Source organism: Phaeobacter gallaeciensis, assembly GCF_001678945.1.
In the GTDB taxonomy this organism is placed as follows: domain Bacteria; phylum Pseudomonadota; class Alphaproteobacteria; order Rhodobacterales; family Rhodobacteraceae; genus Phycobacter; species Phycobacter gallaeciensis_A.
In genome coordinates this window covers 3,788,872-3,807,726 of the sequence record NZ_CP015124.1, presented here as the reverse complement: position 1 = coordinate 3,807,726, position 18,855 = coordinate 3,788,872, and the positions used below count along the sequence as shown (strand labels likewise).

Annotated in this window: 20 protein-coding genes and 1 tRNA gene; 11 read left to right on the top strand and 10 right to left on the bottom strand. The window is 62.6% G+C overall.

Features of this window, described 5'->3' with window-relative positions:
* Window positions 1-78: 78 nt before the first annotated feature.
* The gene (locus JL2886_RS18000) at window positions 79-1,191 is read right to left on the bottom strand and encodes an anhydro-N-acetylmuramic acid kinase (protein ID WP_065273810.1); all 1,113 of its coding nucleotides are present in this window, start codon (window positions 1,189-1,191) and stop codon (window positions 79-81) included.
* 142 nt (window positions 1,192-1,333) lie between these two features.
* Between JL2886_RS18000 and tyrS the strand changes: the two genes are divergently transcribed.
* Window positions 1,334-2,587, top strand: coding sequence for a tyrosine--tRNA ligase (tyrS, locus tag JL2886_RS17995; RefSeq protein ID WP_065273253.1), 1,254 nt, complete (start codon window positions 1,334-1,336; stop codon window positions 2,585-2,587).
* A 162-nt stretch (window positions 2,588-2,749) separates the two neighbouring features.
* On the opposite strand, the gene JL2886_RS19630 is transcribed toward tyrS, so the two are convergent.
* Window positions 2,750-2,887, bottom strand: a complete 138-nt coding sequence (locus tag JL2886_RS19630) for a hypothetical protein (protein WP_165832663.1) — start codon at window positions 2,885-2,887, stop codon at window positions 2,750-2,752.
* Window positions 2,888-2,935: 48 nt separating this feature from the next.
* On the opposite strand from JL2886_RS19630, the gene JL2886_RS17990 reads away from it, so the two are divergent.
* Both JL2886_RS17990 and JL2886_RS17985 read left to right on the top strand, forming a co-directional pair.
* Complete coding sequence (locus JL2886_RS17990; RefSeq protein ID WP_065273252.1) at window positions 2,936-3,877, top strand: GNAT family N-acetyltransferase; 942 nt, start codon at window positions 2,936-2,938, stop codon at window positions 3,875-3,877.
* Between the two features lie 51 nt (window positions 3,878-3,928).
* The gene (locus JL2886_RS17985; protein WP_065273251.1) at window positions 3,929-4,684 is read left to right on the top strand and encodes an SDR family NAD(P)-dependent oxidoreductase; all 756 of its coding nucleotides are present in this window, start codon (window positions 3,929-3,931) and stop codon (window positions 4,682-4,684) included.
* A gap of 156 nt (window positions 4,685-4,840) precedes the next feature.
* Here the strand turns inward: JL2886_RS17985 and JL2886_RS17980 are convergent, their stop codons facing one another.
* The 3 genes from JL2886_RS17980 to JL2886_RS17970 all read right to left on the bottom strand — a co-directional run bounded on the left by JL2886_RS17980 (window position 4,841) and on the right by JL2886_RS17970 (window position 8,081).
* On the bottom strand, window positions 4,841-6,628 hold the full coding sequence (locus tag JL2886_RS17980) for an ABC-F family ATP-binding cassette domain-containing protein (RefSeq protein ID WP_197492376.1): 1,788 nt from the start codon (window positions 6,626-6,628) through the stop codon (window positions 4,841-4,843).
* A 91-nt stretch (window positions 6,629-6,719) separates the two neighbouring features.
* Window positions 6,720-7,481 carry a GNAT family N-acetyltransferase gene (locus JL2886_RS17975; protein ID WP_065273249.1) on the bottom strand — a complete coding sequence of 254 codons (762 nt, stop codon included), beginning with the start codon at window positions 7,479-7,481 and terminating at the stop codon, window positions 6,720-6,722.
* 129 nt (window positions 7,482-7,610) lie between these two features.
* Window positions 7,611-8,081, bottom strand: coding sequence for an outer membrane protein assembly factor BamE (locus JL2886_RS17970; RefSeq protein WP_065273248.1), 471 nt, complete (start codon window positions 8,079-8,081; stop codon window positions 7,611-7,613).
* A 98-nt stretch (window positions 8,082-8,179) separates the two neighbouring features.
* On the opposite strand from JL2886_RS17970, the gene JL2886_RS17965 reads away from it, so the two are divergent.
* The 8 genes from JL2886_RS17965 to JL2886_RS17930 all read left to right on the top strand — a co-directional run bounded on the left by JL2886_RS17965 (window position 8,180) and on the right by JL2886_RS17930 (window position 14,721).
* Window positions 8,180-8,716 carry a YceD family protein gene (locus JL2886_RS17965; protein WP_065273247.1) on the top strand — a complete coding sequence of 179 codons (537 nt, stop codon included), beginning with the start codon at window positions 8,180-8,182 and terminating at the stop codon, window positions 8,714-8,716.
* Between the two features lie 238 nt (window positions 8,717-8,954).
* A complete protein-coding gene (gene rpmF / locus JL2886_RS17960; RefSeq protein ID WP_065273246.1) occupies window positions 8,955-9,161 on the top strand; it encodes a 50S ribosomal protein L32 in 207 nt (68 codons plus the stop codon).
* Window positions 9,162-9,200: 39 nt separating this feature from the next.
* On the top strand, window positions 9,201-10,310 hold the full coding sequence (plsX, locus tag JL2886_RS17955) for a phosphate acyltransferase PlsX (protein ID WP_065273245.1): 1,110 nt from the start codon (window positions 9,201-9,203) through the stop codon (window positions 10,308-10,310).
* A gap of 21 nt (window positions 10,311-10,331) precedes the next feature.
* Window positions 10,332-11,303, top strand: a complete 972-nt coding sequence (locus tag JL2886_RS17950) for a beta-ketoacyl-ACP synthase III (RefSeq protein ID WP_065273244.1) — start codon at window positions 10,332-10,334, stop codon at window positions 11,301-11,303.
* A 92-nt stretch (window positions 11,304-11,395) separates the two neighbouring features.
* A complete protein-coding gene (gene ihfA, locus JL2886_RS17945; RefSeq protein WP_065273243.1) occupies window positions 11,396-11,698 on the top strand; it encodes an integration host factor subunit alpha in 303 nt (100 codons plus the stop codon).
* Between the two features lie 44 nt (window positions 11,699-11,742).
* On the top strand, window positions 11,743-13,350 hold the full coding sequence (locus tag JL2886_RS19755) for a MerR family transcriptional regulator (protein ID WP_082996124.1): 1,608 nt from the start codon (window positions 11,743-11,745) through the stop codon (window positions 13,348-13,350).
* Window positions 13,351-13,422: 72 nt separating this feature from the next.
* Window positions 13,423-13,499: transfer RNA gene (locus tag JL2886_RS17935), tRNA-Pro, on the top strand.
* A gap of 136 nt (window positions 13,500-13,635) precedes the next feature.
* Complete coding sequence (locus JL2886_RS17930; protein WP_065273242.1) at window positions 13,636-14,721, top strand: 2'-deoxycytidine 5'-triphosphate deaminase; 1,086 nt, start codon at window positions 13,636-13,638, stop codon at window positions 14,719-14,721.
* A 28-nt stretch (window positions 14,722-14,749) separates the two neighbouring features.
* Here JL2886_RS17930 and JL2886_RS17925 read toward each other — a convergent pair whose 3' ends face one another.
* From JL2886_RS17925 to JL2886_RS17905, 5 genes are all read right to left on the bottom strand, one after another.
* Window positions 14,750-14,989: a hypothetical protein gene (locus tag JL2886_RS17925; protein WP_065273241.1), complete on the bottom strand. Its 240-nt coding sequence runs from the start codon at window positions 14,987-14,989 to the stop codon at window positions 14,750-14,752.
* An 84-nt stretch (window positions 14,990-15,073) separates the two neighbouring features.
* Window positions 15,074-15,751, bottom strand: coding sequence for an SMC-Scp complex subunit ScpB (scpB, locus tag JL2886_RS17920; protein WP_065273240.1), 678 nt, complete (start codon window positions 15,749-15,751; stop codon window positions 15,074-15,076).
* Entirely contained in the window at window positions 15,751-16,548 is a 798-nt protein-coding gene (locus tag JL2886_RS17915; protein ID WP_065273239.1) for a segregation and condensation protein A, read from the bottom strand. The genes scpB and JL2886_RS17915 overlap by 1 nt, the downstream gene beginning before the upstream one ends.
* Window positions 16,541-17,548: a beta-N-acetylhexosaminidase gene (gene nagZ, locus JL2886_RS17910; protein ID WP_065273238.1), complete on the bottom strand. Its 1,008-nt coding sequence runs from the start codon at window positions 17,546-17,548 to the stop codon at window positions 16,541-16,543. Before nagZ ends, JL2886_RS17915 begins: the two co-directional genes overlap by 8 nt.
* Window positions 17,545-18,801, bottom strand: a complete 1,257-nt coding sequence (locus JL2886_RS17905) for an SPOR domain-containing protein (protein ID WP_065273237.1) — start codon at window positions 18,799-18,801, stop codon at window positions 17,545-17,547. The genes nagZ and JL2886_RS17905 overlap by 4 nt, the downstream gene beginning before the upstream one ends.
* Window positions 18,802-18,855: the final 54 nt, after the last annotated feature.

The window sequence follows — 18,855 nt, the reverse complement described above, 5'->3', positions numbered from 1 at the left end:
GCCCGACCCTCCCCACGGGAGGGCGCATTCGCCCCCTCCCAGGGTCAGGCCCGCCCCTTCGTTCTACATGAAGGCCACCTACCCCTCGCCCGGCACGCTCACCACACCACCGCCGACACAGGCGCGCACGCCAGTGGTGCCGGGACAGGAGGTCGGCATGCCCCGCGCCACCCGCACCGCCAGATGGGCAAAGGCCTGGGCCTCCAGCATGTCGCCATCAAGGCCAACGTCCTCGACCGGTTTGACCGGGCAATCGAGCGAGACCCGCAGCATCTCCATCAGCACCGGGTTCTGCCGCCCGCCACCAGTGACCAGCACCATCTCGGGCGGCGCGGGGCAATGCTCCATCCCCTGCGCCACGGCGGCGGCGCACATGGCGGTCAGCGTCGCTGCGGCATCCGCATCGCTCAGCTCCCCCACCAGCTCCACCATTTCGGCAAAATCGTTCCGATCCAGCGACTTCGGCGGCATCTTTGCAAAGAACCCCTCGGCCAGGAACAGCTCCAGCGCGCCCTCTTCGACCTGCCCCTTGCGGGCAATCGCGCCATCCTTGTCAAACGGCAACCCCAGCCGCGCTTGCAGAAGGTCGTTGAGCGGCGCATTGGCTGGCCCGGTGTCAAAGGCCAAGAGCGCGCCGGGATCTTCGGGCCGCTCGAACCGCGGGTCCACATAGGTGAGATTGCCGACCCCGCCGAGGTTCAGAAAGCATAGCGGGCGCGTCGCGCCGATGTATTTGGCGCAGGCAAAGTGAAAGAATGGCGCCAGCGGCGCGCCCTCACCGCCAAGGGCCACGTCATCAGAGCGGAAGTCCCAGATCACGGGCCGTCCCAACGCCTCGGCCAGGGCCGCGCCATCGCCCACCTGCAGCGTACCCTGCCGCCGCGGCGCATGGGCCAGGGTCTGACCGTGAAATCCGACAATCTGCGCGGCGGGAAACCCGGACAAAAGCTCGGCATGGACCTGATCGGTCAGAACGCCTGCGGCCTCAACCTCTGGCCCCGACCAATGGCCGAGCCCCGCGCGCAGCACCGCGCGCTCCGCCTCGCTATAGGGACGGTAACCACTGTCACCAAAAGCAAAGATCCGCTCTCCGTCGGTCTCGACCAGCGCCGCATCAACGCCATCCAGCGAGGTGCCACTCATGGCGCCAAGCGCGATCACCCTACCGGTTTTTGCAATCGCTCGTGTCATTTCCCTGCCCTTCAGCCAGATCAACCGGGCCCGCCTGCCTGCAGACTGCCCAACGCGCATGGATTTTCTGCGCAAAAGCAGGTTCCATGTGCCCCTTTTGCGTTTTATACACCACGTCGCAATAGACAAGCCGAGGCATGCCATGACCTATCATCCCAAATCGGATTTCATCACCGTGATGATGGAGCGCGGGTTTCTCGCCGACTGTACGGACTATCAAGGTCTGGACGAGGCGTTGATGACCCCTGGCCAGTCCGGCTATATCGGCTTTGACGCCACAGCGAAATCGCTGCACGTGGGATCGCTGATCCAGATCATGATGCTGCGCTGGCTGCAAAAGACCGGCCACAAGCCGATCACCCTGATGGGCGGCGGCACCACGAAGGTGGGCGATCCCTCCTTCCGTGCCGATGAACGCCCGTTGCTGACGCCCGAACAGATCGACGACAATATCGCCGGAATCAAAAAGGTGTTTTCGGCCTATGTCGATTTTGGCGACGGCCCGAATGGCGCCATGATGATCAACAACGACGAATGGCTAAGCGATCTCAACTACCTTGAGTTCCTGCGCGACATCGGGCGGCATTTCTCGGTCAACCGGATGCTGTCCTTTGAAAGCGTGAAATCGCGGCTGGACCGGGAACAATCGCTCAGCTTCCTCGAATTCAACTACATGATCCTGCAGGCCTATGACTTTTTGGAACTGAACCGCCGCTATGGCTGCATCCTGCAGATGGGCGGATCGGACCAATGGGGCAATATCGTCAACGGTATCGACCTGACCCGCCGGGTGCTGGATCACGAGATCTACGGTCTGACCTCGCCGCTGCTGACCACTTCGGACGGCAAGAAGATGGGCAAGTCGCAGAACGGCGCGGTCTGGCTGAACCCGGATATGCTCTCCCCTTATGAGTTCTGGCAGTTCTGGCGCAACACCACCGATGCGGACGTAGGCCGGTTCCTCAAGCTTTACACCGAGATGCCACTGGACGAATGCGAGCGTCTGGGCGCGCTGGCCGGGTCCGAGATCAACGAGGCCAAGGTGATCCTCGCCAATGAGGTGACCACCCTACTGCACGGCGCCGACGCGGCCGCCGCTGCCGAGGCCACCGCGCGCGAGGTGTTCGAGAAGGGTGGCGTCGGGGACGACCTGCCGACCTTGACCCTGACGCCTGCGGATCTGGGTGACGGGATCTCGATCGTGCAGTTGATCGTGAAATCGGGTCTCGCGAAATCCGGCAAGGAGGCCAAGCGGCTGATTTCCGAGAATGGCGCGCGCATCGACGATGCCCCGCTGAGCGATGCAGGCCTGATGATCGACGCGGGCGCACTGGCCTCTCCGATCAAGCTGAGCGCGGGCAAGAAACGCCACGCGCTGGTGCAGCTGGCGGACTAAGCGCCACTGGCTATGTGATGAAGAACGTTAAAGAGGCAGGGCTTCCTGCCTCTTTTTTGTTGCTGCCTGCGCTGCTTTGCCTGCCGTGTCGGCCCTTCTCCTCCCACGGGAGTGGGAGTGCCCCGTTATTGAGCGCAGAGCACACCGCACCCGGCGGCAGGGCTAGAAGAACAGAAACTCCGCCAGCGTCAGCAGGATGAAGACCGGAACCGACAGGCCCGTCGCCACAAGAAGGGCTGCGGTCTTGGTGATCCGGGGGCTGGGGGCGCATCGGCCCAGAACTTGGGACTGTTTTTTCATGCGCCCCATTAACCCTGAATTAGGTTTCCACTCGGTAAACATATAGGCATGTTTGATTTCATTCCTGCCGAAACGGCCCAGACCTCGATCCAGCCCGGACGGCACAACACCCTGCCCCAATCCGAAGAATTTCTGCGCGCGCTGCGGGCGACCGGGCAGGATCCGTTGGTCCTGGAGCGGATGAACAATACCACCGTCCTGCGGCAACGGTTCTGGGGCCGCATCGACGTCGCCATGGTCAACCGCGCCACGGTGCACAAACCCCTGCGCCTGCTGGAAATGCTGCAGGAAGAAGGCCTGCGCCGCACGCCGGTGATCCTGTCACCGGAAACCCCCACACCCGAGCTGGCCCGCCACGGCGCGGTGCCTCTGATGGGCCCCGCCAGCGTCGCCCGGCTGGGGCTGGCGCCCTGCCCCGACGCCCGCCGCGCCGCGCTGCATCAGAAATGGCGCAATCGGCTGAAACACGGTGAATCGCAATCCCTGCGCCTGACGCGGCAGAACATGCCGGTGGATCCGACTCACTGGCTGTTTGCGGCCGATCAGGCAAAGCAAACCGAACGCGGCTATCGCAGCTGGCCCGTCGGCCTGACGCTGGCCTATGCGCAGGCCAATCCCGGCATGGCGAAACTGTTCCAGGCCTTCGAGGGCAAGGAACCTGTCGCGGCGATTCTGGTGCTGCGCCACGGACAGCATGCCACCTATCACCTGTCCCACAGCAGCGACCGCGGCAAACAGCTGTCGGCCCATAACCTTCTGATGTGGGAAGCGATGAGCTGGCTGTCCGCCCAGGGCTGCAAGAGCCTGGATCTTGGCGTTATCAACACCGAAGACGCGCCTGGCCTCGCACGGTTCAAACTTGGCACCGGCGCCGACCTGCACGGTCTTGGTGGCACCTGGATTTTCTGGCCGCCGATGGGTCGCCTGCTGGCGCCACTGGCGCGGCTGGACCGGCGCATGATGACGGCGGGTACCGCTGGACAGATCTGATCCCCCATGTTTATTTGAACACATGTTCAGATACTGGGAGGACCCCTGCTCATGAAACTTGACCAGACATGCGCGGTAATCACCGGCGGCGCATCCGGCCTTGGCGAGGCGACTGCCCGCCATTTTGCAGAAGGCGGTGCCAAGGTCACCATCCTTGACCGCGACGCCGAGCGTGGCGAGAAAGTCGCCGCCGAGATCGGTGGTTTCTTCGTTCAGACCGACGTCACCGACGAAGACTCGGTTGCCGCAGCGATTGCCTTTGCTGCCGAGAAGATGGGCCGGATCTCCGCCTGCGTGAACTGCGCCGGCATCGCCTATGGCATCAAGACCGTCGGCAAGGACGGCGCGCATCCGCTGGATGCCTACAAGCGCACCATCGACATCAACCTCGTCGGCACCTTCAACGTGGCACGGCTGGCGGCGGTAGAGATCGCCAAGAACGACCCAGAGCCCGATGGCGCCCGTGGCGTGATCATTAACACTGCGTCCATCGCGGCCTTTGACGGCCAGAAAGGCCAGGTTGCCTATTCCGCTTCCAAGGGCGGTGTCGTCGGCATGTGCCTGCCGATGGCGCGGGATCTGGCGTCCTCGGGCATCCGGGTGATGACCATCGCACCGGGCATCTTCATGACCCCGATGCTGGCCGGTCTGCCCGAAGAAGTGCAACAGCAGCTGGCCGCCGATGTACCGAACCCGCCGCGCCTTGGCGATCCGGCGGAATACGGCCGCCTTGCAGGTTTCATCGTCGAGATGGGTTACCTCAATGGCGAGGTGATCCGCGTCGATGGCGCCCTGCGCATGCGTTGAAAATAGCGGGTTAACAATACGCTAACAGAAAATATTAAAGGGGCGCCGTATCAGGCGCCCCTTTTCTTGCGGCAGTCTAATTACCGCATATCTAAATGAACAGTCAACGATAAGATGCTGATTTTAGACAATGTTTCGCACACGAAACAAATCCACTCAGGCATCGCCCGCCTTTTCCTCCAGCTCCAGCCACTCTTCCTCTGCAGCCGCCAGTTTTTCCTGACGCTCTACAAGGGCTTCGGTGGCTTTCTTGAACTTCACCGGCTCGCGGGTGAACAGCTCGGGATCTGCCATCAGCTGTTCCAGCTTGGCGATCTCCTGCTCCAGCCGGTCGATCTCATCCGGCAGGGCCTCAAGCCGGTGTTTTTCCTTGAAGCTGAGACCTTCCTTCGGCGCCGCCTCCTGTTTGGGCTTTGGCTTGGAAGGTTTTGACTTTTCGACCTTTTCCTCCGCCTCTTTCGGTGCGCGTTGGGACAGGTAATCGCTCCAGCCGCCCGCATAAGCCGTGGCGCGCCCGTCGCCCTCCATGGCGATGGTGGTGGTGGCAACGCGGTCCAGAAAATCCCGGTCGTGGCTGACCAGCAGCACGGTGCCATCATAGGCGTCGAGCAGTTCCTGCAGCAGGTCCAGCGTTTCCACATCAAGATCGTTGGTCGGTTCGTCCAGCACCACAAGGTTGCTTTGCCGCGCCATCAGCCGGGCCAGCAACAACCGCGCCTTTTCCCCGCCTGACAGGGAGCGCACCGGCGCCCGCGCCTGCCGTTCATCGAACAGGAATTCCTTGAGGTAGCCCACCACATGTTTGGGCTGTCCCCGCACCATAACCTGATCGGCCTTGCCGGAAATCCCCAGCGCCGGATCCGTTGTCAGGTTTTCCCAGAGGCTGGCATCGGGATCGAGCTGATCGCGGGTCTGATCGAACAGGGCAATCTCCAGATTGGTGCCAAGGGTCACGCTGCCCGCGTCCGGCTCTTCCAGCCCAAGCAGCATCTTCAGCAGCGTCGTCTTGCCCGCGCCGTTGGGTCCCACAAAGGCGACGCGATCGCCGCGCTGCACCTTCAGCGAGAAGTTCGAGACAATAGTCTTATCATCAAAGGCCTTGGAAAGGCCCTCGGCTTCGATCACCTTGCGGCCTGACTTGGGTCCGGCATCCAGCGCCAGTTCGGCCGCGCCCTGGCGTTTAATCTGCGACGCGCGCTCGGCCTTCAGGTCCTGCAGCGCCCGCACCCGGCCCATGTTGCGTTTGCGCCGAGCCGAAATACCTTCGACGGCCCAGCGGCTTTCGGACTTGATCAAACGGTTCAGCTTGTGCCGCTGCTGGTCTTCTTCTTCCCAGATCTTGTCGCGCCAGGCCTCGAAGGCGTCAAATCCCTTTTCCTGACGCCGCACTTGCCCCCGGTCGACCCACAGGGTGGCGCGGGTCAGCGCGCGCAGGAAGGCCCGGTCGTGAGAGATCAGCACGTAGGCCGCGCGGGTGGATTTCAACTCCCCTTCGAGCCAGGTGATCGCCTCGATGTCCAGATGGTTGGTCGGTTCATCCAGCAGCATCAGATCGGGCGCTTCAGCCATCAGCTTGGCCAGGGCCGCGCGGCGCCGTTCCCCGCCCGAGGCAGTCTCGACCGGGCGCGCAGGATCAAACTTCAGCCCCTCGCCTGCGCGCTCCACCCGGTACATCTCGCCCGGCTCCAGGGCGCTGGCGGCGAAATCACCAAGCGTCGCAAACCCGGTCATCTGCGGGTCCTGCTCCATATAGCCCACCGATTTACCTGGCGGCACCACGATGCTGCCCTGATCCGGTTCGACGAGACCCGCCATCACCTTCATCAGGGTGGATTTACCCGAGCCGTTGCGGCCCACAAGGGCAACCCGGTCACCGGGTTGCACCACGAGGTCGAGATCGGAAAACACCGGATCGCCACCAAAGGTGAGCGATATGCCGGACATCTGCAAAAGAGGAATTCGTGCCATGAAAGCCAGCTAAACCGGCCCGCGCGCGCCGTCAACGCCGACCACGGCTGGGAGCCGTGGAAATCGGCTACACCGGGGCTGCTACAGCGCGCAGCAGGCGTTTGCGCGTCTCCGGAATGGCACCAACATCGACGCCGGTAAAGACATGCAGCGTATTGAGGCCCTCATCCACCACCGCGTGATCGCTGACCCAGCCTCCCATCAACAGATAGGTCCGCAACAAAGGCGGCATATGGCGCAGGGCCACCTTCTGGTCGGGCACGCGCGCTGGGAGGCTGTCAAACCGCACCACCTGCGGCGCCTTGATCACAGGCTGCCACATGCCGGGCGCCAGATGGCGCTGCCTCAAGAGGGCAAAAGTGTCGAGATAGGGCGCAGCTTCCGTACCTGCGAAGGAACTGCACCCGAACAGCATCCGGATATCTTCGGCGTCCACCAGGGCGGTGATCGCCCCCCAGGCGATGCGCAGGATGTCTGCATCCGCGGCGCCTTCCCGAATGCAGAACCGCCCGACCTCAGCCATGCGCCCCTCATAGGAACTGAGCCGGGACAGGTCATAGTATTGGGCTGCATAGCTTTGGGGAATGTCCTGACCGCTCTCCAGCGTCAGCATCCGGAAACACCCAATCAGTGCCCTGGTGTCCCGCTCTTCGATCAGTATGTGGCGGCAGCGGGAATCATAGGGATCACGATCCGGCTTCACAGTACCAAAGCATTGGCTGCGCAACTCTTGCGCCGCGTGAAGATCCGCATCTGTCCCTGCGAACCGGGCCAGATAACGGCCTTTGCTGAGGAGTGTTTCCGTCAGCAGCGTTGCAGACTGCGCCATTGCCGATCCCCCATGTGGCCGCCAAACCTCTCATCCGGCACCCCACCCGCGTTTCCATAGGGCGCAGTCAGACTAGCATCCCCTGATCACAACCGCACGACAGATACCGCAGCCCATGGCCATACCTGCTTACTGGTCGAGGATTGCATCCGGGGAGAAGTTGCCCAGGTTGCCGATCAACTGACGCAGGAAGGTCTTATCTTCGATGCTGGAGGATGTGACCCGGCGCTGCAGCGGGATCACCCGGCCATCCTCAAGCCCGAAACGCTGGATGCCGCTAACGACGCCGCGCGTGTCAAAGTTGACCGCAACCAGTTCGCGGGACACAGGCTTCGGCTCCGCAGCGCCATAATGGCGCATCCGGGTGGACACATAGTAGTAGCCGCTTTCGTTCAGCACGCCGGAAGACGACGGAATACCGATGCTCTCCGCAACCGAGTCTCGGCTGTCCACGCCGACGACCACCTCTGCCAGATCTTCCTCGGATGGCACATAGCCGTGCTTGCGATAGCTGGCCGCGCAGGCGGTCAAGGATCCGCACAGCAGCAGTGTCGCCGCCAGCTTTGCCGCTGATTTCAGCTTGATAGACTGTGCACCCATGATGCCCCCCGAAAGACTGCCGCGACCCCGGCTTGATTACGCCGCCCATCCCGATTACCTAATGCAGCCTTCTGGTTCAAGAAACGAAAGTTTGCAAAATGGCTGACAGCACTGCTTTCCGGGTCGCGGATCTGCCGCAGAACGCCCCGACGCCCTTTGATATCCGCCCCGATGCCGAAGCCCTGGCTGACTTGGCGCGGGATCTGGAGGTCAACAGCCTGCGCAAGCTGCGGTTCGAAGGCGAGATCCGCGCCAGCGGGCGCCGGGACTGGGTGCTGACCGGCACCCTGGGCGCCACCGTGGTGCAGGACTGCGTGGTCACGCTGGATCCGGTCACCACCCGGATCGACCAGAAAGTGCGGCGACAGTACATGGCATCCTACGAGGAGCCGGAAGACGCCGAAGCAGAAATGACCGAGGATGAAACCATCGAACCGCTGGGCAGCAGCATCGATCCCTATGAAGTAATGATTGAGGCACTGACCCTGGCGATTCCCGCTTACCCGCGCAAAGAAGGTCAGGAACTGGGCGAAGCAGTGTTCGCTGAACCGGGTGTTAAACCCATGCGCGACGAAGACACCCGCCCCTTTGCCGCCCTTTCGGCTCTCAAGGAACAGTTGAAAGGCGACGACTGACGGTAAATGAGGCGGAAAAATACCGTATGGTGAACTTCCTGCTGGTACTGACGCCCCGCCTGCCCTAAAAAACCGCTTGCGCCGCAGAGGATTCGCAGTATTTTCGCGCGCTCATCGGAATTTTTGGTTGGACATCGGAGAGGCTGCGGCCTACACGCACGTCACACCGATCACGACAAAACAATGAAATCGCGCGGCGGGGATGGCCCCAAGGCGCCAAGCAGACAAAGGTTGAGACATGGCCGTCCAACAGAACAAAGTATCCAAATCGCGCCGCAACAACCGTCGCGCGCACGATGCCCTGGTTGCTGCAAACCCGAACGAATGCTCCAGCTGCGGCGAACTGAAGCGTCCGCACCACGTGTGCCCGTCCTGCGGCCACTACGACGATAAAGAAATCGTTGCAGCGAACGACGAAATCGACATGGATGAGGACGCGGCGTAAGCCCTCCTTTGATCACATAACGCCAGGCAGGCTTTACCTATGACGGGCAAACCCGATCAATCCAAAGCGCAGACTGGTAAAATTGTGATTTCTGTCGATGCCATGGGCGGAGATGCCGGCCCTGCCGTAGTGGTGGCCGGTATCGCGAAATCCGCCGAGAAGAACCCGAATATCGGATTCATTCTACATGGCCCCGAAGACGAATTGGCACCCTTGGTTGCCAAACGGCGCATCCTGGCGGATCGCGTCGTTATTCGTCATGTCGACAGCGTTGTCACCATGGACGACAAGCCCAGCCAGGTCATGCGCAATGGCAAGGGCACCTCGATGTGGTCCGCATTGGACGCCGTGAAGAACGGCGAAGCCGCCGGGGTCGTCTCTTGCGGCAATACCGGCGCGCTGATGGCGCTCAGTATGCTGCGCCTGCGCAAGGTGCCGGGCGTCAACCGCCCCGCGATTGCGATTCTCTGGCCATCACGGAACCCGCAGGGGTTTAACGTGATGCTGGATGTGGGCGCCGATGTGCGCGCCGACGCGCAGGATCTGCTGCAATACGCGCTGATGGGCACCTCCTATACTCGTAATTCCATGGACATTGCCCGCCCCCGGGTTGGCCTGCTCAACGTCGGCACCGAGGAACACAAGGGCCGCGCCGAGCTGAAAGAAGCCCACGCATTGATCGCCGAAAATGCCGGGATCGCCGATTATGAATTTGTCGGCTTTGTCGAAGGCAGCGATATCCCCGGCAATGTGGCAGATGTCATCGTCACCGACGGCTTTACCGGAAACGTCGCGATCAAGACCGGTGAAGGCACCGCCAGCCTGGTCCGCTCGGCCCTGCGCGAGGCCTTTGAATATTCCTTCCTGTCCAAGATCGCGGCGCTGCTGGCCTATACCTCTCTGTCGCGGCTGGCAAAACGGATCGATCCGCGGCGCGCCAATGGTGGCGTGTTTCTGGGCCTAAACGGCACCGTGGTAAAATCCCACGGCGGCGCCGATGCCACCGGGGTATCGGCCGCGGTGAAACTGGCCTTCCGTCTGGCCGAGCAGGGTTTTGCCGAAAAACTGGCCGCGCGGGTTGCATCCGCCGTTGAGCTTACCCAAGATGCCGCAGGCTCCGACGACGACGACCGGATCTCAACAAAATAAGACCAAGAAGGCAGTCACAGAATGACGCGACGTGCAGTAGTTGTAGGCACCGGCCATTATCTCCCTAAACGCGTGGTCGAAAACGCGGAATTCGAAGCCACCCTGGACACCACGGACGAATGGATTCGCTCCCGCTCCGGGATTGAACGCCGCCATTTCGCCGAAGAGGGCGAAACCACCTCCTCGATGGCAACCGCAGCGGCCAAGGCCGCGCTCTCCGATGCCGGTCTTGTGGCTGACGATATCGACGCGATCATCGTGGCCACCTCGACTGCCGACCTGACCTTCCCTTCGGCGGCCACCATGGTGCAGGCGCAGCTGGAAATGACCCGCGGCTTTGCCTTTGACGTGCAGGCGGTCTGCGCCGGCTTCGTCTATGCGCTCTGCAACGCAAACGCATTGATCGCCTCCGGTCAGGCTGACCGGGTTATGGTGATTGGCGCCGAAACCTTCTCTCGCATCATGGACTGGACCGACCGGTCGACCTGCGTGCTCTTCGGTGATGGCGCCGGCGCGCTGATTCTGGAGGCACAGACCGGCGCGGGCACCAGCGATGACCGCGGGATTCTGGCCACCGATCTGAATTCGGACGGGCGCTACAAGGATTTGCTTTATGTAGACGGCGGTGTTTCCACCCAATCGACCGGCCATCTGCGCATGCAGGGCAACCAGGTTTTCCGCCATGCCGTGGAGAAACTGGCCAAGACCGCAACCACAGCTCTGGAACGCGCGGGCCTTGGCGCCGAAGACGTGGACTGGATCGTGCCGCATCAGGCCAATATCCGCATCATTCAGGGCACCGCCAAGAAGATGGGCCTCAGCCTCGATAACGTTGTGGTGACCGTTCAGGACCACGGCAACACCTCTGCTGCGTCGATTCCACTGGCCCTGTCGGTCGGCAAGGAACGCGGCCAGATCAAGCCCGGCGACCTGATCGTCACCGAGGCGATCGGCGGCGGATTGGCCTGGGGCGCGGTCGTGCTGCGCTGGTAGCACGGGCCAGCGCAATCTCGCAGCACGCAATTCATTGATATTGACAGTGAAATTCCCCACCCCCTATGCTTGAGCAAACAACGGGGACTGGTATGAGCGAAAAAACTCTGACGCGAATGGATCTGAGCGAGGCCGTTTTCCGCGAGGTTGGCCTCTCCCGCAACGAAAGCGCGCAACTGGTTGAAAGCATGCTGCAGCACATGTCAGACGCCCTTGTCCGCGGGGAGCAGGTGAAAATCTCTTCTTTCGGCACCTTTAGCGTCCGGGACAAGACGGCACGTGTGGGGCGCAATCCCAAAACCGGTGAAGAGGTTCCGATTCAGCCACGTCGTGTGCTGACCTTCCGGCCCTCCCATCTGATGAAAGACCGAGTCGCTGACGGCAACCGCAGCTGAAGACGGCTGCCCCGACCGGTCCAGAACCAACGGAATCAATACCCATGTCCAAATCACCAGACGCCTTCCGCACCATCAGCGAAGTGGCGGAATGGCTGGGGGTGCAAGCGCATGTCCTGCGCTTCTGGGAAAGCAAATTCACCCAGGTAAAACCGGTCAAGCGAGCCGGTGGGCGCAGATACTATCGCCCTGCGGACATGCTGCTCCTGGGTGGCATTCGCAAACTGCTGCATGACGATGGCATGTCCATCAAGGAAGTTCAGGCAATTCTGCGCGACCTTGGCATTACCCATGTCTCCGAGATGTCCCATAGCCTTGATACGGCCTCCCCCGGAGAACCGGACGGAACCGGATCCGGCGGTGGGTTCGCCCAGAGCAATGCAGCCACAGAATCTGCCGCAGCGCATCCCGGCGCTGGCGCAACGCCAGGACCCAGCGTCGAGGGCGCCCCCGAGATCACGAGCGAAAGCGCAGGAGCGGAAGAAGACTCGCCGCGCCCCGCCAGCCATCTGCCGTTTTTCGAACAGGAACAATTTGATCCCTTTGCCGAGGTCGCTGACGAAAGCCAGGCGGGCGCCCAGCCCAGTGCATCGCAAGCTGAGAGCATTCCAGAGACCATCTCGGAGCTGGATCAGGATGAGGCGCCACTGGTGCAGGCGGAGGCCGACGATGCCCTGTCCGAGGCCCCCAATGCGGAGCCCGACACATCGGCGGATCAACCTATTGCCTCTGACCTGTCGGAAGAGCTTCCCCCGCCACAAGACGACCTGAGCGGCGAAGAAAGCCTGCCTTTCGACGAGGTGCAGCCCGTCTCCACAGAGCCGGAACCTGCACAGATCATGATGGACCTTGGCGGCCACGACGCCCCTGCCCCGGAATGCGAGGCAGACCCGGTGATCGAGGAAACCGCCGCGCCGGAGGCAACAGCCGAACCGGCCCCCTTCGCAGGCGAGTCGGACAGCACCACGGATGACACCGACAGCGAGGTCCAGTCGGCGCCGAATCCGGATGCAGAAGCGCTTGTGCCAACCGAAGATCAGGCGGAGCCTGGCTTCGAGGTCGGCTTCGCACCGGACGAGACCGAGCCGCCAACCGCGCTGATTGACCCTGCTGTGCCGCTCACCAGCCACCTCGACGCTCCCACGCCATTGGGTGAGAGCGAGCCCGCCGAATTGGGCGATGCCCACGCCGACCTGATGGCCGAGGAAGCGCCGACTGAGGCTATGGCTACGGAGCATGACGAGCCTGAACCCGCATCCGAGCAAGCCCCTGTCGAAGCCATCCTGCCTGAGGAACTCTCAGAGCAACTGGGCGAGGAACTGGCCGAATCCGACGCAGATGCAGCCCTGCAGGATGCCATGGATGCAGATGCACCGCGGGAAGGATTTGCCCCTCCAGGCCTGCCGGACGATGCGGAGCAGGACGCGGCAACCGATGCGCCCGAAGCAGGCTTCCCCCCGACCGGGGATCTCCCGATGGAGGAATCCAAGCCGCGAATCATTTCCGTGCCCGACGAAAATCTGGCCGCCCAGGTCAGCCTGCGTCCCGGTGTTCTGGCCCTGTTGTCGCAGACAACGGAACTGCGGCCCGAAGTGCGCGCCGAAGTTGCCGAATGCGCCGCCGAGCTGCGCCAATGGCTGGAAGCACATTAATTTTCCAAAGCAGCGGAAAAACTTGGCAATGCCTCTTGCCCCCGCCGGGAAAAACGGTAGAAAGCGCTTCAACGGGCTATGGCGCAGCCTGGTAGCGCGTCCGTCTGGGGGACGGAAGGTCGCAGGTTCGAGTCCTGCTAGCCCGACCATACGAAACGCCTGGGTGTTTGCGCACCCAGGCGTTTTGTGTATGTGTAGCCTGGGGTTACAGATCGGGACCATCATCTGGGTCGTCTTGAACAGCAGCCCGACCGGGCGGATGCCCGGCCAGACGGGAGAAAGACAATGACAGGCGTTTTACCCAGCCAGACACTGGAAACCATGCTGCAGCAGGGCGAGATCACCCTGTCCGAGCCTTTGATCGACGGGCAAATCCAGCCTGCAAGTCTGGACCTCCGGCTGGGTCACGTGGCCTACCGCGTGCGCGCCTCCTTCCTCTCTGGACACGGCAACACGGTCGCTGATCGCCTCTCTGAATTTGAAATGCACCGCATTGATCTGGATGGCGGTGCTGTTCTGGAAAAGGGCTGCGTCTACGTGGTGCCGCTCCTCGAAGGGTTGGCCCTGCCGCATGACGTCTCCGCCGTGGCCAATGCCAAAAGCTCAACCGGGCGGCTGGACCTGCTCACGCGCACCATTACCGATGGCGGCGAGGAATTCGACCGCATCAAGCCGGGTTACACCGGGCCGCTTTATGCCGAGATATGCCCGCGTTCCTTCTCCGTGCTGGTGCGCCCCGGCATGCGGCTCAATCAGATCCGGTTCCGCACCGGTCAGGCGGTGCTGAGCGATCAGGAACTCAGCGCGCTGCACGCAGAAAGCCCGCTGGTGGATGGTGAGGCGGTGATCGAGGATGGCTTGGGCTTTTCCGTGGACCTGCAACTGCCAGGTACCGATCTAGTGGGCTACCGGGCCAAACCGCATACCGGGGTGATCGATCTGGACCGGATCGGCGAATACGATCCGCAGGATTACTGGGAAGAGGTGCGCACCACCAAGGGCCGCATCATTCTGGATCCCGGCGCCTTTTACATCCTTGTCAGCCGCGAGGCCGTGCATATCCCGCCGGCCTATGCCGCCGAAATGGCGCCATATCTGGCCATGGTCGGGGAATTTCGGGTGCATTACGCGGGCTTTTTCGATCCCGGCTTCGGTCACGCTTCAGTGGGCGGAGCTGGATCGCGTGGCGTGCTTGAGGTGCGCTGCCACGAAGCGCCTTTCGTGCTGGAACACGGGCAAGTCGTCGGTCGATTGGTTTATGAACGTATGGCTGAGGTGCCTCAGCAGCTTTATGGCGCGGGCATAGCCTCCAACTATCAGGGACAGGGACTGAAACTGTCCAAGCACTTCAAACAGCCACAATCCAGCTGACGCCGGAAGCGCCCCCAGGCGGAAAAGCTCAGCGGTTGTCCCGCTGGGCGCGCCGCGCACGCCGCTCCTGCCGCATCTCGCGGATCCTTTCGCGTTCAGCGCGTTCTTCCGCCTCTGCCGGTGTCTCGGGTCGGTTTTCCGCCTGCCCGCCCCGCCCGCGTTTTCCACTGCGCCCCGACAGCGCATTGAGCCCCGCATCCACGCCGGAGTTAACGGCCCGCCCGACAAGGCGGCGCATGATCATGTTGAGAATGGATTCGACGTTCATCAATAGGCTCCGGTTCCGTTCAAATGTCATTGTGACATCGGAATGGGACGATTTCTTGGCAGGCTGCCCCCGCACACGAAATCGTCAGCTTTCGAACAGCTCTGGCTGCTCCTCGGGATCCTCGTCCCCGTCGTCACCACCCTGCCCCGTCGGGAAGCTGCCCGGCGGCGGGCGGCTTTCCAGCAGCCCGGCAGAGCGCAGTTCCTTCAACCCCGGCAGGTCACGGGCGCTTTCCAAACCAAAGTGATCCAGGAACACCGGTGTCACCACGAATGTCACCGGGCGGCCCGGCGTCATACGGCGGCGACCAAGGCGGATCCACTCCATTTCCAGAAGCTGATCAATGGTACCCCGGGACACCGATACGCCGCGGATCTCTTCGATCTCGGCCCGCGTCACCGGCTGATGATAGGCGATGATAGCCAGGGTTTCGATTGCAGCGCGGCTCAGCTTGCGGGTCTCGACGATTTCCTTCTGCATCAGGAAGCCAAGGTCCGGCGCCGTGCGGATTGCCCAGGCATCGCCCACGCGCACCACCCTGACACCGCGCCCCTCGTAGCGTTTGCGCAGGTATTCCAGCGCCTCCCCCGGGTTGCAGCCATGCGGCATGCGGGCCTCCAGATCACGGAGGGTGACAGGCTCGGTACTGGCGAACAGCACCGCCTCGACCATGCGCTCCTGCTCGGCCATGGGCGGGGCATCGAACAGGCTGTCCGACTCCTGCTGCGCCTTGTCCGGCGCCTGGTTGCTGAAATCTTCCATCAGGTATTCCCGTTCAGGTGGCGCAACTGAATCGGCGCAAAGGTCTCGTTCTGGCGGATTTCCAGCTGGCCTTCCTTGACCAGCTGCAGGGAGGCGGCAAAGGTCGCCGCCGTGGCCGAGCGCCGTTTCACGGGATCACTGTGCCAGCCATCCGGCAGGTAGCTCAGCATATCGGTCCAGCTGCCGGTAAAACCAATGAGACCGCGCATCCGCTCCAACGCCTCCTCCATGGTGAAGACCGAATCCCGGTCCATCACAAAGGGGCGAAAATCGTCGCGGGTGCGGATCCTGGCATAGCCCTGCATCAGGTCGAGAAGGTTGGCGCTATAGGTCACGGTGCGGATACGTTCGACCGTTTCGCTTTGCCCACGGGAAAAGAAATCCCGCCCCAACTGGTCACGCCCCATCAGCCGCGCCGCCGCATCGCGCATGGCCTGAAGCCGCTCCAGCTGGAACGCCAGATGCGCCGCCAGTTCCTCGCCCGAGGGGCCTTCTTCTTCGGGGTCGGGGGGGAGCAACAGCCGCGATTTCAGGAAGGCCAGCCAGGCCGCCATCACCAGGTAATCAGCGGCCAGTTCGATCCGCAGCTCCTTGGCACGCTCCACGAAACTAAGATATTGCCGGGCAAGCTCCAGAACCGAAATACGCCGCAGATCCACCTTCTGGGTACGCGACAGCGTCAACAACAGGTCGAGCGGCCCCTCATAGCCGTCGACATCGACAATCAGCGCCTCAGCCGCCAGCCGATCCTCGACCGAGGGCTGAATCTCTTCCGGAAAAAGTGACTCTTCAGACATAAACCTTTCCGCCCATCAGGGCAGCAAGTTCGGCCTCGGCAGCCTCTATGTCAAGCGCAGCGGGGGTTTTACGCGCCGCGATGGCCCGCAGGGCGCGGTTTTGCCCCACCTCATCCAGGGTTCCGGCAGCCTCTGCCACCTGCGTACGCACGGCAAGATCGGCATTGCACAGCAGAACGATATCGCAGCCCGCCGCGCGGGACTGCCCGGCGATATCTGCCGGTGCCCCCTGCAGGGCCTTCATCGAGATATCGTCGGTCATGATCAGCCCGTCAAAGCCTATGCCCTTGCGGATCCGCTCCATCATCGGGGGCGACAGGGTCGCGGGGCGCGGATCAAGCGCGTCAAAGACGATATGCGCCGTCATTGCCATCGGGAGGTCATTCAGCGCCCGGAAGGCCGCGAAATCCGTTGCCTCCAAATCGGCAGCGGGTGCAGCCACATGCGGAAGGTCCAGATGGCTGTCCGCCACCGCGCGGCCATGGCCGGGAATATGTTTCAGAACCGGCACCACGCCGCCATCAAGATGCGCCTCGGCCACCGCGCGAGCCAGTACGGTCACATCTGGCAAAGCCTCACCATAGCAGCGATTGCGCAGAAACGGGTGAGTGTCGGCAGAGGCGATATCTGCAATCGGGGCGCAGTTGCTGTCGATGCCAAGCGCGTGCAACTCATGCGCAATCAGGCGATAGCGCAGATACATGGCCCGTTCGGCGCCGTCACCAGCCTGAACCGCGTGTTCCATCGGCGGCAGCCAGTCGCGCCCCAGTGGCGGGCGCAGGCGCTGCACCCGGCCGCCTTCCTGATCAATGGTGATCAGGCAATCGCGGCCCACGGAATCGCGGAGCTCTCCGCAGAGGGCACGGACCTGATCTGCAGAGCTGATATTGCGGGCAAACAGGATAAAGCCAAAAGGATCCGCATCGCGGAACAGGGCCTTTTCATTCTGGGTGAGGCGCAGCCCCTCTGCATCCAGAATAGTCGCGCCAAATCCTGTCATCGGGTGGTCACGGGGATGCAGTCGGCATTGCCTGCCACCAGTGCAGAGCAGAACCGGCGGGCATCGGACAGCCCGTCAAAGCCCATGGCCCGCAGACGGTAGAAGGTGCGGCCACCGCTTTCGGCGCGCTGGATCACCCGTTTCTTGTCGGCAAGGTAGTCGTCGAACTGCGCATAGATCCGGTCCCACTCCGAGCGGGCGACCTCAGCACTTTCATAAGCGCCAAGCTGCGCCAGCCGCGTACCTGCGGGCAGGCTGTCGGCAGAAACCTCGATCGCGACAGCAGAGCTGGGAGTTGCGGCCGGGGCAGCTGCGGGGGTGAACCGCGCAGGCCGCAGGTTCGGGCGCAGCGAAACCTTGACGCCCGGGGCCTTCAACAGCGCGGCAGAGGGTTGCGGCGCGGATGAAACAGCGGCGATTTCAACCGGTTTCAGGGGCTGCGGCTGTACGATCTCGGGGGCCGCGACAGAGGCATTGGAAACTTGCTCCGGCGCTGCATCCGATGTCTCTGCACCAAGAGGCGTTACCCCATCGGTAAGTTCAGCCACTAGGGCGTTAATGTCACCGCTTTGATAGGCGGCCAGAGACTGATCCGAAACAGCGGGCGCCTCGCGGTCGGCGCGGTTCTGTTCGGCCTGCTGCGCCAGTTCCGACATCGGCCGGTCGTCCTCAGTCAGCTCAATGGGTTGCGGCGCCAGCACCAGACGCTCGGCTGGATCCTCGGCAGTGCCGGTTGCGGCCACGGCGTTCACTGCCAGCCCCTGATGGTCTGCCGGACGGCCACCGGGGTTTTCCGGCTGCACGCGCATCGGCCCTTCGACCGCGCGCACCACAGGCACGCCGCTGACATCGCGCATCACCAGCTTGTAGCCCCAGACACCGATCCCGACGACCAGCGCCAGCGAAGCGACCGCACCGAGCATTCCGGCCATCCGGCCAAATCCTGCCCGCCCGGCAGGCGCAGCATCCTCGGCGTAGCCGTAATCATCGGCCATATAGGCATCCGCCTCATAGCCGGTCCCATCGGCCTGCGCCGGATCAAAGCCACCAAAACCCTGCGGTGCATAGGACGCGGCAGGGGCTGCGGTGGCTTGGGGTGGAACAAAACTCTGCTGTGCCTGCGGCTGGACCGACGGGTCATAGGCACCGAACTGCTGCTGTCGCTGATACTGAACACCACCGGCAGAATCGCCATCTGCGACTCCGCTCTGGTCATAGGCCGGGCGCGTGCCCGCCTGCGTAAAATACGCCATTATCCGCCTCACTGCCCGTTTCATGCGCCACATCACCTGCGCCGCATTTTCGGG